We start from the raw sequence: 14,265 nt of genomic DNA on the forward strand, positions 1-14,265 counted from the left end.
TACAGGGTGTGCTAATCCCGGGATTTTCTGCATATGATGTAAAAAAATCCTCAGGAGACTCATTTTGAAGGAGTATATTGAAGAACGTGCGGTAGCCATCGCCAATTACATCATAGACCACAATGCCACGGTAAGGCAGACGGCGAAGAAGTTTGGGATAAGCAAATCCACGGTACATAAGGATGTAACTGACAGGCTTGAGCACATCAATCCGGCCTTGGCGGCCCAGGCCAGAATCGTACTGGATGTGAATAAGTCAGAGCGCCATATCCGGGGAGGGCTGGCTACCAGGAAGAAGTACCAGCACAGGCTGGCAATCTGCAGCAAGCAGGAGGAGTAAGTACGGGAGAGAAGCCGGAACCAAGCAGATAAGCCGCAGATGAGAGACCAATAGGAAAAGAGAAAACCGCAGTTTTCAGATGGAAACAGTCTTATCTGAAAGCTGCGGTTTTGATATTTGATTCAGTTCTATCTTCCCACAGAATCATACTCATCGCAGATTTCCTCGGATGGCGCTTCTGTCATCAGTGACACGGCCACAATGGCAATGCAGGCCACGATAAAGGCGGGAAGCAGTTCATAGATGTTCCAGGCACCGCCTAAGGGGCGCACCCCGTATTTCCACACAAATACCATGACGCCTCCGGAAATCATGCCTGCCAGAGCGCCTTTCAGATTGCTGCGTTTCCAGAACAGGGCAAAGAGCATCACCGGGCCAAAGGATGCGCCGAAACCGGCCCAGGCAAAGGAGACAATGGTAAATACGGAGCTGTCGGGATTCCAGGCCAGCAGGATGGCTACCAGGGCAATGCCCACTACGGTAAGACGGGCAGCTGTCATGGACGCTTTTGTATCCATTTTAATCTTCAGGAAATCCTGAAGCAGGTTCTGGGATACGCCTGACGCGGCTGTCAGCAGCTGGGAGTCAGCCGTGGACATGGTACAGGCCAGGATTCCTGCCAGCACCACTCCGGCTACAACAGACAGCAGGATTCCGTGGCGTCCCAGCAAATCCGCCAGACGGATGATGACGGTCTCGGATTCAGAGCTTGATGAGAACATGGGAATCCCCCCTGCCGCAGAGGCGCCGTATCCGATGATGCCGATCAGGATGGCAACAAACATGGAGATGACAACCCAAATGGATGCAATACGCCGTGACGTCTTAAGCTTATCCTCATGGCTGATGGCCATGAAACGGAGAAGGATATGGGGCATTCCAAAATACCCCAATCCCCATGCCAGGGTGGACAGTATGGTTATGAAGCCATAGGGGGATGCTGTGTTGTCAGCCATGTTGTGGACATGGGTCATGCTCAGGTATCCTGCCAGGGAACGGGCGTTGTCAGCCACGGCATTCCAGCCGCCGGCCACATGGATGCCAAAGAATACAATGATAACCAGCGCAATGCTCATGACAATGCTCTGAATCAGGTCCGTGGTGGACACTGCCATAAAGCCTCCCATGACCGTGTAACCGATAATGACCACCGCGCCCGCTATCATTGCAACGTGATAGTTCACGCCGAACAGGCTGTTGAACAGAGTTCCTACTGCCTTGAACCCGGAGGCGGTGTAGGGAATGAAGAAAATCAGGATTACGATGGCGGCAATGCACATCAGTATGTTCTTGTTATCCCGGTAACGGCGGGAGAAAAAGTCCGGTATGGTGATGGCCTCGCATGCAACGGAATAGCGGCGCAGGCGCTTGGCAACAATCAGCCAGTTGAGATATGTACCCACAACCAGACCGATGGCGGTCCAGCCCGCATCCGCGATGCCGGTCAGGTATGCAACTCCCGGCAGGCCCATGAGAAGCCAGCTGCTCATATCCGAAGCCTCGGCGCTCATGGCAGTTACCAGTGCGCCAAGTTTACGGCCTCCCAGATAGAATTCGTCGGCAGAATCACCGCCGCCCTTTTTGCTGAAATAAAAACCTACATATACCATGGCTGCCAGATACGCGATGATGGCTGCCAGGATTCCTATTTGTGCAGTACTCATAATTACCCTCCTGTTATGTGTTTCTTTGTGGAAAACAGACATAATGCTGATATTATAGCATGGAGGTGAGGGGAACGCAATACAGAACTATGTATAGACTACATACTAGACTAAATGTTATATAATATGGATGAAATAACGTATTTATAAGGAAAAGATGCTAGACGATTAATGATAAGTATATGGAAAGGATATTTATACATATAGAGGATGAGCCCCCGGCCGTGAGCGGCCGGGGCGGGGGATGGATATGCTCCACGGACAATATGGATGTCTCCGGCTCCGGTCCGTTACTATCATCCCAGTCCGGGCAGGAAATGGCTCAGGAACGCGGGCATGACTGAGGCGCTGTACCTGCGCAGGGAATATTCACCGGCGCACAGACACCAGTCGTATAGCAGGGCACGTTCGGACAGGGCGTAAAGCTTGACCATCTCATTGACGCTGGTCTCAGCGTTCAGCTCGCCGGATTCCTGGCCCTGGGCGATGATTCTGCGGAGCAGTTTATAGTAGGTGCGGTTGTGGTCCAGCAGGTGCTTTTCACCGGTGGTGACCAGCTGGGTGGAGAGCAGGCGGGCCAGAAGGTCCAGGGATATGCTGTTCTCAATCATGCCGAAGAGCTCGCTGTTGAGAAAGAGGAGTTTGTCCATGGCTGACATCTCCGGCGTAAGGGTATCCATGAGTTCTTCGTATTTTTCATCAAAGAGCAGGCTCAGGGTGCTGAGGAGAGCATCCTTTCCGTCGAAATAGTGGTAAAAGGAGCCCTTGGATGTATGGGAGAGTTCGATGATTTCCTCCACTGTGGTATCTTCATATCCCTGTTCATAGAACAGCTGCCATGCTGCGTTTACAATCTTTCCGCGGGTGTTGCGGGCATTTTTCTTGGCCATGTATGCACATCTCCTTGTGTTCGTTTATTACTAATTTATAACTTAACACAGTTTGGCGGGTTTCGCAATGCGGCCTGAGGGTGTTTATGTGTGTATGAATTCCGGCTGAGGTTATGGCAGATATGCAGGAATTGTATAGTATATTTGCAAGGAACCCATTGATTTTGCGGATTAATACCATTATAATTGTGTTCAAAATACATCTTATATCTACCCGAATGGAGGAACAGACTATGGAAAAGAAAGACCTGGACTGGGGAAATATCGGATTTTCCTATATGCCGACGGACAAGCGCTATGTGGCGAATTATAAAAACGGAGCATGGGACGAGGGCGCGATGATCTCTGACCCCAATGTGGTGATTAATGAATGCGCGGGCATCCTTCAGTACTGCCAGGAGATTTTTGAGGGACTTAAGGCTTATACCACCGAGGATGGAAGCATTGTCACATTCCGCCCTGACCTGAATGCGGAGCGTATGATGAATTCTGCCAAGAGGCTGGAGATGCCGCCCTTCCCCAAGGAGAGATTTCTGGAGGCAGTGGACCAGGTGGTGAAGGCCAATGCAGCCTGGGTACCTCCATTCGGAAGCGGAGCCACCCTTTACCTCAGGCCATATATGTTTGCCTCAGGTCCTGTCATTGGCGTTAAGCCTTCCCAGGAGTATCAGTTCAGGCTTTTTGGAACGCCTGTAGGCCCTTACTTTAAGGGAGGGGCAAAACCTCTGACCCTTTGCGTCAGCGACTTTGACCGAGCAGCGCCCAACGGCACCGGTCATGTAAAGGCCGGACTGAATTACGCCATGAGCCTTCACGCGTCTGTCACAGCCCATGCCGCGGGATTTGACGAGAACGTGTTCCTGGACCCGGGTACCAGGACCTATATTGAGGAGACGGGCGGAGCTAATTTCCTGTTTGTCACAAAGGATGGCGGGGTGGTGACACCTAAGTCTGATTCCATCCTTCCATCCATCACAAGGCGCTCCCTTGTGCACGTGGCAGAGCATTATTTGGGTCTTAAGGTGACGCAGAGGCCTGTGAAGCTTTCTGAACTGGATGATTTCGCAGAGTGCGGACTGTGCGGAACAGCAGCCGTTATCTCTCCGGTGGGCAAGATTGTGGACCATGGCAGGGAAATCTGCTTCCCAAGCGGCATGGACGCCATGGGGCCTGTTACAAAGAAGCTGTATGATACCCTTACAGGCATTCAGATGGGAACCATAGAAGCGCCTGAGGGCTGGATTCGGAAAATCGTATAACAGCGGTTTGAGTATAATAAGGTCTGAATATACGCAAACATGTGTTTAAACGCATAATCAGGGCCTCCCGGAATATATTGATAGTAATTGTATCATATATTCCGGGAGGTTTTTAACATGAAAGGAACTATTAAGGGTAAAGTGTACCTTGGACTCATGGCGCTGCTTGCCATGATACTGTGGCTGGCCGGCTGCTCTGCATCAAAGGACAGCGGGGATAAGGTCAGGGACCTGGAGTTCACAGTGGTAGGCGATATGGATGTGCCGGATGAGCTTAAGAATCTGATTGCTGAGAAACAGCAGCAGCCGTTTAAGCTCACATACAGCGATGAACAGAACCTGTACATAGCGGTGGGATACGGCGTACAGCCCACAGGTGGTTACAGCATCAGCGTCAATGAACTCTATCTGACCGACAACTCCATTGTCGTCAATACTGAGTTAAAGGGTCCTGAAAAGGGGGAGAATGCCGGTGCGGAACAGTCATTCCCATATATTGTAATCAAGACAGAGTATCTGGAAAATCCTGTGGTATTCCAGTAGGTCAGGCAGGCCGGGGGAGGCAAAAGCCTGAAAAGAGTTATGAAACAGGCCGCAAAGTGTAAAAAGCTCTTTTTAATTTGAATATCATATGCTATACTATACGATATTTAACCTTTTTAGAAAAATGTCGTATTACCGTAGCATTGTGTTAACTTGTTAAAGAAAGGCTGGAGTAAATATGATATTCAAGGACATATGGCTTGACATAAAGGCCGTACAGGAACGTGACCCCGCTGCCCGCAATGCCCTGGAGGTATTTCTTCTGTACCAGGGAGTCCATGCCCTTATATGGCACCGGTTTGCCCACTGGTTCTATAAACACAGGATGTTTTTTGTTGCCAGGCTGATTTCCCAGATTGCCCGGTTTTTCACTCTTATCGAGATTCATCCCGGCGCCCAGCTGGGACGCGGCATCCTGATTGACCATGGATGCGGAGTGGTTATCGGCGAGACCACTGTGGTGGGCGATAACTGCACCATTTACCAGGGAGTTACCCTGGGTGGCGTGGGTACCAAGAAAGGCAAGCGCCATCCCACCCTGGGCAATAATGTGATGGTAGGCGCAGGCGCCAAGATTCTGGGCGCTTTTGAGGTGGGCGATAACTGCTCCATTGCAGCCAATGCAGTTCTGCTGAAGCCGCTGGAGGATAATGTGACCGCTGTCGGCATACCTGCCCGTCCAATCAAGAAGGATGGCGTTACCATACCAAAGGAAAAGAAAAGCCTGACGCTGGAAGAATACGAGACAATGAAACAGCGGATGGAGCAGATGGAGAAGGAGATTGAATTCCTTAAGGGTGCCTTAAGAGATGCCCGGATGGACGCCCGGCCGACACCGGCGGGAGCGGAGGCGGCTGCCGCTGCACCGGACAGAGATAATGCATCCGCTGCACCGGACAGAGATAATGCATCCGCTGCACCGGACAGAGATAATGCATCCGCTGCACCGGCAGATGATGCATCCGCCGCACCGGCCGGAGATAATGCATCCACTGCACCAGCCGGACATGAGCCCGGCTAATGGCCCAGTCCGTAAAAATAACCCACCCAGGAGAAGACACACGGCACATGAAACAGGAAGCACCCCATGTAAATATAGAGCGGAGCATCATAAAAAAGTTCCGCAGGGAAATATGGCGCCCCTTTGTGAAGGGGCTTCAGGATTATGAGATGATAAAGGACGGCGACAAGGTGGCTGTCTGCATATCCGGCGGAAAGGATTCCATGCTTCTGGCCAAATGCCTCCAGCAGTTAAAGCGGCAGAGCCGGACGGATTTTGAGCTGGAGTTTATTGTCATGGACCCCGGATACAATCCGGACAACAGGAAGCTTATTGAAGATAATGCAGCCCTTATGGATATACCGGTGCGTATCTTTGACTCGGATATATTTGACATTGTGGTGGATGTGGAGCAGTCCCCCTGCTACCTGTGCGCCAGGATGAGAAGAGGGTATCTGTACGCTCACGCCAGGGAACTGGGATGCAATAAAATAGCGTTGGGACACCATTTTGACGACGTGATTGAGACCATTCTTATGGGAATCCTTTACGGAGGCCAGATTAATACCATGATGCCCAAGCTTCACAGCACGAATTTCCAGGGCATGGAATTAATCCGTCCCCTGTACTATGTAAAGGAAGAAGATATACTGGCCTGGAAGGATTACAACGGCCTGCATTTCCTGCAGTGCGCCTGCCGGTTTACGGAGCGGATTGCAAAGGAACAGGCTGCAAGGGGGATGGCAGGGGAGGCGGCTGATATCGTGCACACCTCCAAGCGCCAGGAGATGAAGGAGCTCATCCGCTCCCTCAGAAAGACCAGCCCCTTCATAGACGGCAATATTATGAAAAGCGTGGAGAACATCAACCTGGATGCCTGCCTTGGCTATGTAAAGGACGGGGTGCGCCGCCACTTCATGGACGAATACGATGAAAGATAGAAAAAGAGCATAAATCACCTGCTGTCCGCATAGATTTTTCTAAAAGACTATGAGAGATGGCAGGTGTTATTTATGGAATTGATAAAGAAGCAGATACATATGAACCAATGGAAGGGCAACGTGACCACGCAGATTACCCTGGACGATGACTTTATTGTACCGGATACCCTGGATGATATGGAGCAGGTCATGCTGGACACCGGCGAAATACAGATTGAGACAGTGAAGAACCAGGGGGATAAGGTGGCGGTAAAGGGAAAGCTGGAATTCCAGGTGCTGTACCGGAAGGAGAGCGGCGGGCTCCAGACCCTGGGCGGCAATATTCCCTTTGAGGAGGTGGTCAATGTCCAGGGCCTGGAGGAAAAGGATTACGTCGGGCTTAACTGGATGCTGGAAGATCTGAACACGGATATGATTAATTCCAGGAAGCTGGGAGTCCAGGCCATCATTACACTTCAGGTGCGGGTGGAGACCCTGAGGGACGTGGAAGCTGCTGTGGATGTGGACATGGAAAATATCAGCCGTCCCGCGGGGGCCGGCATGTCTGACACGGACGGAACGGGACAGGTGCAGGTGGAGACACTGAAGCGCACGGCCAATGCGGCTGCCATTGCTGTCAGGCGCAAGGATACATACCGGATTAAGGAGGAACTGAGCCTGACCGGAGGCAAGCCCAACATAGGCCAGTTGTTATGGCGGGAAATGAAGCTGCGGGACGTGAACGTGAAACCACTGGACGGCAGGCTTCATCTGGACGGCGAACTCAGTGTTTTTGTCATTTACGGGCCAGAGGATGAAAATATGCCTGTCCAGTGGCTGGAGGAGACCATCCCATTTTCAGGGGACATGGAAATGAGCGATGTGAAGGAGGACCAGATCCCCATGGTGACAGTGCGTCTGGCCCATAAGGACATTGAAGCCAAGCCTGACTACGACGGGGAAATGCGGGAAATGGACGTAGACGCGGTGCTGGAGCTGGATATCAAGCTCTACGAGGAGGAGGAGGTCGAGCTTTTAAGCGATATGTACTCCAACAGCCGGGAAATAGAGCTGAACCGTTCAGACGCCTGTTTTGACCAGATTCTGACCAGGAATGTGTGCAAATCCAAGGTGGCGGAGAAGCTGAGTCTGCCCCAGGCTGAGCGGATTCTCCAGATTTGCCATAACGAGGGGACCATCAAGCTGGATGAGGTGGAAATCGGGGATGACTGCCTGGAGATTGACGGTGTGCTGGAGGTAACTCTTTTATACCTTACCAGCGACGACACATCACCGGTCCAGTCCTCTGTGGAGCAGGTGCCCTTCCACTGCGTGGCAGAGGCCAGAGGAATCCGGGAGGACAGCGTATACCAGCTGGATGCAGGCCTGGAACAGCTCAGCGCCGTGATGATGGGCGGGGATATGGTGGAAGTGAAGGCAGTGATTGCCCTGGATTTCCTGGTGCTGCAGCCGGTGTGTGAACCGGTGATTACAGGAGCTGCCATCCATCCCATAGATTTGGAGAAGCTGCAGGAGCTGCCGGGAATCGTGGGATACATTGTACAGCCGGAAGACAGCTTGTGGGGAATCGCGAAAAAATTCCATACAACCGTTGGCAATATCATATCCACCAACGAACTGGCTGACGACCAGGTGAAACAGGGGCAGAGGCTGCTGCTGGTGAAAGAGATTGCCCAGGGCCTGTAAGGCCGGATTCCACCGAAAGAGGTCAGGCAGCTTTGGGAAAATCAAGTCTGGGAATTAAAAGAGACCTGGAAACAAGACAGCTTCCAGGTCTTTTTCCTGTGAAGCAAAAAAACTGTTATAGAACCCGGTTTTATGGTATACTATCAGAAGTTAAATGAAAAGAGGTTGTTATGCTATGAATTTGGATTTTAAGCCGGTAGTGGCCGGGGATATAGACAGGCTCCGGCCCTTTTATGGGCTGAGGCCCAATAAAACATGCGACAGCGTGTTTCTGGACAGTTTTTTGTGGAAGGACTATTATCATGTACGGTGTGCGGTGAGCGAGGGAAGGGCTGTCCTGTGGCTCATGGAAAAGGACGGACAAGTTTCCACTGCCATGCCTCTGTGCAGGGAGGAGGACCTGCCGTACTTCTTTCAGCAGATGGTGGATTATTTTTCAGGGGTGCTTCACAAGCCTTTCTATATTTCCCTGGCCGATGAGGAGGCGGTACAGTACCTGAACCTGGACCCGGCCCTGTTCGAGGTGGAAGAGCAGGTGGATTTAAAGGACTATCTCTACAGCGGCGAGGAGCTGAGAACGCTGGAGGGGAAGAAGTTCGTCAAGAAGAGAAACCACCTGAACGGCTTTAAGCGCATGTACGAAGGCAGGTATGAGTACAGGCGTCTCTGCTGTTCCGACCGGCATGAGGTGTGGCAGTTCATGGAGCGCTGGAGGCAGCACAAGGAGGAAGTGGGCGCCATGGAGCTTTCCCTGGATTATGAGGTGGCAGGAATTCATGACATACTTAAGAACTGTTCCAGCCTCTATGTGAGGATGGCAGGGGTGTATATCGACGGACAGCTGGAGGCATTTACCATTGGAAGTCTGAATGCGCGGGAGAATATGGCTGTCATCCATATTGAAAAGGCCAATTCTGAAATCAGGGGACTGTACCAGTTTATCAACCAGCAGTTCCTGGTAAATGAATTTCCCGAGGCCGAGCTGGTGAACCGGGAGGACGATGTGGGGATGGAGGGCCTTAGAAAGGCCAAAATGAGCTATTATCCCATTGGGTTTGCAAGAAAATATATGGTGAGGGAACGATGATTCGGTATTTGGAGAAACGTGAGTTCGGGGCATGCAGGCCCCTGTGGGAGGAAGCATTTCCGGAGGATTCCAGGGAATTTGCAGACTATTATTTTGATAAAAAGATATTACAGAGCGCCGTATTGGTGAAGGAGGACGACACGGGCCGTATCGTCACCATGGCCCACATGAACCCATACAGGGTCAATGTGGGAAAGAAGATGTGGAAGCTGGATTATATCGTTGGCGTGGCTACGGCTGCCGACAGCCGTCACCGCGGACATATGCGGGATGTGCTTATGAGGATGCTGGGAGACATGCACCAGGACAGGAAGCCCTTCTGCTACCTCATGCCGGCCTCGCCGGATATCTACAGGCCCTTTGGGTTCCGGTATATATTTGACCAGCCGCAGTACAGGCTGGGACCTGAGGCAGAGGAGTGCCTTCACAGGAGGGAACTTCGGCTGGACGGGAATCTTTGTTCTTCCCTGGCGGGTTGGATGAACCATTGGCTGTCTTCCCGATTCCAGGTGTATGCACTGCGGGACCGGGATTATATGGAAATGCTTCAGTCTGAGCTGGACAGCGAGGCCGGAAGCGTATATGGATGGTATGACGGGACAGGGGCACTCCAGGCGTTCCAGGCCTTTTGGGGACGTGAGAAGCAGGAGCAGAGGTTCCTGTATGCTGGCAGGTATGAATGGCTGGAACCGGACAGCGGCCAATATCTGCCCAGACCGGCAATCATGGCCCGCATCACCGATGTGCGGTCCTTTATGGAAGCCATTGTCCTGGATGAAGGGTGTCCCTGCCCTGCCATGGATGTGATGGTCAATATTCATGACCCGCTGATACCGGAAAACAGCGGTTTGTGGAAATGGAAAATAGACGGAAACGGGTCATCCCTTACAAAGAGAGGGGTGTCCCTGTCAGCGGTCCATGCCGGGGAATGCGCGGAGGAGCCTGTTTTTCCGGGGACACTGGTATCCTCGGAGGTTTTGGATATTACCATAGAACAGCTGGCGTCCTGGCTGTTTGGATACAGAGCTCTGGAGGAACTGGCAGATGGAAGTCAGGGTAGTGCGCCTTTCTGGTGCGCATATGTGCGGGCTCTGGATGGCGTGTATCTGGATGAAGTTGTGTAGTCACGGTATGAATTGACAGAATCAGGAGGGGGAATGGAATGAACGAAAAATGGCAGCAGTTAAAGGAATGGATTGACGGCAGCGATAACATTGTGTTCTTTGGCGGAGCCGGAGTATCCACGGAAAGCGGGATTCCGGATTTCCGCAGCGTGGACGGGCTTTATAACCAGCAGTACAAATACCCGCCTGAGACTATTATCAGCCATAGCTTTTATATGCGGTATCCGGAAGAGTTTTACGGCTTTTATAAGGACAGGATGCTGTTTACCGGGGCTGTTCCCAACGAAGCACATAAGGCCCTGGCACGGTTGGAGGACAGGGGGAAGCTAAAGGCGGTCATCACCCAGAACATCGACGGTCTTCACCAGATGGCGGGAAGCAGGGAGGTGCTGGAGCTTCACGGCAGCGTACATAGGAATTACTGTACCAGATGCGGGCAGTTTTATGATTTGGACTACGTTGTAAAGAGCGGTGGCGTGCCTCATTGCAGCTGCGGCGGTGTGATTAAGCCGGACGTGGTCCTATACGAGGAGGGACTGGACAACAGGACCCTGCAGAAATCCGTGGATTATATCAGGAATGCAGACATGCTAATCATAGGAGGGACATCCCTGGTGGTGTATCCTGCGGCAGGACTGATTGACTATTACAGAGGCAATAAACTGGTGCTCATCAATAAGGCAGCCACCTCTCGGGACTCCCAGGCGGATCTGGTCATCAGCGCTCCTATTGGGGAGGTCCTTGGGACTGTGGTTGATTAGGAAAGGAAGGAATCACAGATGTATCAGGCAGCAGAGAACAGATATGACAGCATGGAATATAAGCGCAGCGGCAGGAGCGGTGTCCTGATTCCAAGGATATCCCTGGGACTGTGGCAGAATTTTGGATTGGAAAAGAGCCTTAAGGAACAGGAGGCTGTTCTTTTCAGGGCATTTGATATGGGTATCACCCATTTTGATCTGGCAAACAATTATGGATTTCCGGCAGTGGGGAAGGCAGAGGAAAATTTCGGGTGCGCCCTTCGGGATGGTCTGGGAAGGTACAGGGATGAGCTGTTCATCTCCACAAAGGCGGGATTTGATTTCTGGCCGGGGCCCTACGGCAACTGGGGGTCCAGGAAGTACCTTATGGCCAGTCTGGATTCCAGCTTAAAGCGTATGGGACTGGAGTACGTGGATGTATTTTACCATCACCGTCCTGACCCGGAGACACCCCTGGAGGAGACCATGGGCGCCCTGTCAGACATAGTGCGCCAGGGAAAGGCCCTGTATGTGGGGATTTCCAATTATCAGGCAGAGGAAGCAGAGGCAGCCATCCGCATACTGAGGGAAAACAAAACGCCTTGTCTTCTTCACCAGCCGCGGTACAATATGTTCGAGCGCTGGGTGGAGGACGGCCTTCTGGAGCTTCTGGACCGTGAGGGCGTGGGCTGCATATGCTACAGCCCACTGGCACAGGGCGCCCTGACAGGAAGGTATCTGAAAGGGATACCGGAAGGCTCCAGGGCTTCAAAGAAAGGGTCCACTATAGGCGGAAGATACCTGACAGAGGACAAGCTGGTCAAAATCAGGGCCCTGGACGGGATGGCCAGGGGGCGTGGACAGTCCCTGGCCCAGATGGCCCTGGCCTGGGTGCTCCGCAGGAAGGAAGTCACCAGCGTCCTCATAGGGGCCAGCAGCATTGCCCAGCTGGAGGATAATGCAAAGGCTCTTGACAACCTGGCATTCAGCCGTGAGGAACTGGCTGAGATAGAAGGCATACTGAAAGGGTGACAGGCAGCGGTCAGACCCATATATAGAAATGGAGATGCGGCATGAACGAAAAGTTAAATTATGAAGTAGGGGACATAGTAAAGCTTAAAAAGACCCATCCCTGCGGCAGCAGCCAGTGGGAAATCCTCAGGGTGGGAGCTGATTTCCGGCTCAAATGCATGGGATGCGGACATCAGATTATGATTGCCCGCAGACTGGTGGAGAAAAATACCAGGGGGCTTACCAAGGCAAACGTGGATTCTTAGGGCGCTGTCAGGGGAAATTCCTGAAATCCGCCATATAAAGCGTAATAAAACTTAATAAAAAACAAAAAACATCTTGCATTTGTGCCGGAAATTTGTTAAAATAATACTCCGTGACATATTATATCCTTGCTCCTGTTACTGAAAGCAGGGGCCAGAGACCACAAGGAGGTAAAGCAAGATGAACAAGTATGAATTAACCGTTGTTCTGAATGTGAAGCTGGAAGACGAGCAGCGTGCAGCAGCAATCGAAAAGGTAAAGGGTTACATCACCCGTTTCGGCGGCACTGTAACAAACGTAGATGAATGGGGCAAGAAGAGACTTGCTTACGAGATTCAGAAGATGCACGAAGCTTACTACTACTTCATACAGTTCGAGTCTGATTCTGTATGCCCGAATGAAGTAGAAGCTCACGTTCGTATTATGGAACCAGTAATCAGATACTTATGCGTTAAGGCAGAGGCATAAGAGATACCCAGACCGCCTATGGCGGGAGAGAAAAAGGAAGTGTGACCGTATGAACAGAGTTATCTTAATGGGAAGATTGACAAGAGACCCGGAAGTCAGATATTCACAGGGAGAGCGTTCCATGGCTATAGCCAGGTACACCCTTGCGGTGGACAGAAGGGGCCGCAGGAACCAGGACAGTTCCGCGGAGCAGCAGACAGCCGATTTTATCAACTGTGTTGCATTTGACCGCGCTGCCGAGTTTGCCGAGAAGTATTTCCGTCAGGGAATGCGGGTGCTCGTGTCAGGCAGAATCCAGACAGGTAGCTATGTAAATAAAGAAGGTCAGAAAGTATACACCACCGAGGTCATTTTGGATGACCAGGAATTCGCAGACAGTAAGGGTGCGGCGTCTGAAATGGGAGGATATGCCCAGGCAGCTCCGTCTCAGAGACCGGCTCCTACCAGTGCGATTGGTGATGGGTTTATGAATATTCCTGATGGAGTGGAGGACGAAGGACTTCCATTTAACTAGGATGTTCATGGTTAATAATAAAGGAGGACAACACCAATGGCATTTAATAAAACAGATAGACCAGATGGCGCTAAGATGAGAAGACCAGGCGGAATACGCAGAAGAAAAAAAGTTTGTGTATTCTGTGGAGATAAGAACGGAACCATCGATTACAAGGATGTTAACAAGTTAAAGAGATACGTATCCGAGAGAGGAAAAATCCTTCCCCGCCGTATCACAGGCAACTGTGCAAAGCACCAGAGAGCCCTGACCGTAGCTATCAAGCGCGCACGTCACATCGCTCTGATGCCATATACGATGGAGTAGGAGCCTAATTTTATAAGGGTTTCCGGGTTTTGGGTATTGGTTTTACTCAAAAGTTTACTAAAAGTGAATGAATTAAAAAATGAGATTTTTAGAATGACCTTATATGAGAATATAGGGTCATTTTTTGGTGCGCCCGGCGGGCGCACGTTCTAACGGGTGAAAGTCCCTGACCCGCCCGGCAGTGGGAAGGGTGCAGCCAATGGCAAGGGCGTCATCGTGAGGTGGGGTCTGAAGGAAGCCGGAGGCAAACCACTGGCCTGTAAAAGTTGTCCGGATAGGCTGTGAAGCGTGGATGAGGTTGCCTAACAAACTAAAGTCCAATAACTGCACGGAACGCCAGCAGTAAACGGGGCAGGTATAAGTGGGAAAGAACGTGTGAGTACCCGGGGAGGTCTCACGGACGTGAAAGTGGCGATAAAACATTCGCT

General features: G+C 51.5%; 15 protein-coding genes and 1 pseudogene. 14 read left to right on the plus strand and 2 right to left on the minus strand.

Annotation, left to right across the window (positions count from 1 at the left end; genetic code table 11):
• Positions 1-64 precede the first annotated feature (64 nt).
• Complete coding sequence (gene spoIIID / locus G614_RS0120265) at positions 65-340, plus strand: sporulation transcriptional regulator SpoIIID (RefSeq protein WP_027643413.1); 276 nt, start codon at positions 65-67, stop codon at positions 338-340.
• Between the two features lie 128 nt (positions 341-468).
• Here the strand turns inward: spoIIID and G614_RS0120270 are convergent, their stop codons facing one another.
• Entirely contained in the window at positions 469-2,004 is a 1,536-nt protein-coding gene (locus G614_RS0120270; protein ID WP_027643414.1) for a sodium/proline symporter, read from the minus strand.
• 296 nt (positions 2,005-2,300) lie between these two features.
• Positions 2,301-2,894: a TetR/AcrR family transcriptional regulator gene (locus G614_RS0120275; protein WP_027643415.1), complete on the minus strand. Its 594-nt coding sequence runs from the start codon at positions 2,892-2,894 to the stop codon at positions 2,301-2,303.
• A 218-nt stretch (positions 2,895-3,112) separates the two neighbouring features.
• Here G614_RS0120275 and G614_RS0120280 point away from each other — a divergent pair, with 218 nt between their 5' ends.
• The 13 genes and pseudogenes from G614_RS0120280 to rpsR all read left to right on the plus strand — a co-directional run bounded on the left by G614_RS0120280 (position 3,113) and on the right by rpsR (position 13,837).
• The gene (locus G614_RS0120280; protein WP_080664574.1) at positions 3,113-4,153 is read left to right on the plus strand and encodes a branched-chain amino acid aminotransferase; all 1,041 of its coding nucleotides are present in this window, start codon (positions 3,113-3,115) and stop codon (positions 4,151-4,153) included.
• A 117-nt stretch (positions 4,154-4,270) separates the two neighbouring features.
• A complete protein-coding gene (locus tag G614_RS0120285; RefSeq protein ID WP_027643417.1) occupies positions 4,271-4,696 on the plus strand; it encodes a protease complex subunit PrcB family protein in 426 nt (141 codons plus the stop codon).
• 178 nt (positions 4,697-4,874) lie between these two features.
• Positions 4,875-5,513: pseudogene (gene cysE, locus G614_RS28210) on the plus strand (serine O-acetyltransferase); the annotation flags it as partial.
• Between the two features lie 251 nt (positions 5,514-5,764).
• Complete coding sequence (locus G614_RS0120295) at positions 5,765-6,637, plus strand: tRNA 2-thiocytidine biosynthesis TtcA family protein (protein WP_027643418.1); 873 nt, start codon at positions 5,765-5,767, stop codon at positions 6,635-6,637.
• Between the two features lie 72 nt (positions 6,638-6,709).
• A complete protein-coding gene (locus tag G614_RS0120300; protein WP_027643419.1) occupies positions 6,710-8,323 on the plus strand; it encodes a DUF3794 and LysM peptidoglycan-binding domain-containing protein in 1,614 nt (537 codons plus the stop codon).
• A 175-nt stretch (positions 8,324-8,498) separates the two neighbouring features.
• Positions 8,499-9,410, plus strand: a complete 912-nt coding sequence (locus G614_RS0120305; protein WP_027643420.1) for a DUF2156 domain-containing protein — start codon at positions 8,499-8,501, stop codon at positions 9,408-9,410.
• Positions 9,407-10,534: a GNAT family N-acetyltransferase gene (locus tag G614_RS0120310; protein ID WP_027643421.1), complete on the plus strand. Its 1,128-nt coding sequence runs from the start codon at positions 9,407-9,409 to the stop codon at positions 10,532-10,534. Before G614_RS0120305 ends, G614_RS0120310 begins: the two co-directional genes overlap by 4 nt.
• A 38-nt stretch (positions 10,535-10,572) precedes the next feature.
• Entirely contained in the window at positions 10,573-11,295 is a 723-nt protein-coding gene (locus G614_RS0120315) for an NAD-dependent protein deacylase (protein ID WP_027643422.1), read from the plus strand.
• An 18-nt stretch (positions 11,296-11,313) separates the two neighbouring features.
• Entirely contained in the window at positions 11,314-12,306 is a 993-nt protein-coding gene (locus tag G614_RS0120320) for an aldo/keto reductase (RefSeq protein WP_027643423.1), read from the plus strand.
• Between the two features lie 41 nt (positions 12,307-12,347).
• Positions 12,348-12,551 (plus strand): DUF951 domain-containing protein, encoded by a 204-nt coding sequence (locus G614_RS0120325; RefSeq protein ID WP_027643424.1) that lies wholly within the window; start codon positions 12,348-12,350, stop codon positions 12,549-12,551.
• 178 nt (positions 12,552-12,729) lie between these two features.
• The gene (gene rpsF, locus G614_RS0120330) at positions 12,730-13,017 is read left to right on the plus strand and encodes a 30S ribosomal protein S6 (protein ID WP_022200592.1); all 288 of its coding nucleotides are present in this window, start codon (positions 12,730-12,732) and stop codon (positions 13,015-13,017) included.
• 49 nt (positions 13,018-13,066) lie between these two features.
• Positions 13,067-13,531: a single-stranded DNA-binding protein gene (locus G614_RS0120335; RefSeq protein WP_002585698.1), complete on the plus strand. Its 465-nt coding sequence runs from the start codon at positions 13,067-13,069 to the stop codon at positions 13,529-13,531.
• A gap of 36 nt (positions 13,532-13,567) precedes the next feature.
• Complete coding sequence (gene rpsR / locus G614_RS0120340; protein WP_027643425.1) at positions 13,568-13,837, plus strand: 30S ribosomal protein S18; 270 nt, start codon at positions 13,568-13,570, stop codon at positions 13,835-13,837.
• Positions 13,838-14,265: the final 428 nt, after the last annotated feature.

The organism is [Clostridium] clostridioforme AGR2157 (genome assembly GCF_000424325.1).
Taxonomy (GTDB): domain Bacteria; phylum Bacillota; class Clostridia; order Lachnospirales; family Lachnospiraceae; genus Enterocloster; species Enterocloster clostridioformis_A.

Bases quoted from the DNA above. Each gene is read 5' to 3' on its own strand.
- G614_RS0120295 (WP_027643418.1), top strand. From the start codon at position 5,765: ATGAAACAGGAAGCACCCCATGTAAATATAGAGCGGAGCATCATAAAA.
- G614_RS0120280 (WP_080664574.1), top strand. From the start codon at position 3,113: ATGGAGGAACAGACTATGGAAAAGAAAGACCTGGACTGGGGAAATATC.
- G614_RS0120285 (WP_027643417.1), top strand. From the start codon at position 4,271: ATGAAAGGAACTATTAAGGGTAAAGTGTACCTTGGACTCATGGCGCTG.
- G614_RS0120315 (WP_027643422.1), top strand. From the start codon at position 10,573: ATGAACGAAAAATGGCAGCAGTTAAAGGAATGGATTGACGGCAGCGAT.
- G614_RS0120300 (WP_027643419.1), top strand. From the start codon at position 6,710: ATGGAATTGATAAAGAAGCAGATACATATGAACCAATGGAAGGGCAAC.
- G614_RS0120305 (WP_027643420.1), top strand. From the start codon at position 8,499: ATGAATTTGGATTTTAAGCCGGTAGTGGCCGGGGATATAGACAGGCTC.
- G614_RS0120275 (WP_027643415.1), bottom strand. From the start codon at position 2,894: ATGGCCAAGAAAAATGCCCGCAACACCCGCGGAAAGATTGTAAACGCA.
- G614_RS0120310 (WP_027643421.1), top strand. From the start codon at position 9,407: ATGATTCGGTATTTGGAGAAACGTGAGTTCGGGGCATGCAGGCCCCTG.
- G614_RS0120320 (WP_027643423.1), top strand. From the start codon at position 11,314: ATGTATCAGGCAGCAGAGAACAGATATGACAGCATGGAATATAAGCGC.
- rpsR (WP_027643425.1), top strand. From the start codon at position 13,568: ATGGCATTTAATAAAACAGATAGACCAGATGGCGCTAAGATGAGAAGA.
- G614_RS0120325 (WP_027643424.1), top strand. From the start codon at position 12,348: ATGAACGAAAAGTTAAATTATGAAGTAGGGGACATAGTAAAGCTTAAA.
- G614_RS0120335 (WP_002585698.1), top strand. From the start codon at position 13,067: ATGAACAGAGTTATCTTAATGGGAAGATTGACAAGAGACCCGGAAGTC.
- rpsF (WP_022200592.1), top strand. From the start codon at position 12,730: ATGAACAAGTATGAATTAACCGTTGTTCTGAATGTGAAGCTGGAAGAC.
- G614_RS0120270 (WP_027643414.1), bottom strand. From the start codon at position 2,004: ATGAGTACTGCACAAATAGGAATCCTGGCAGCCATCATCGCGTATCTG.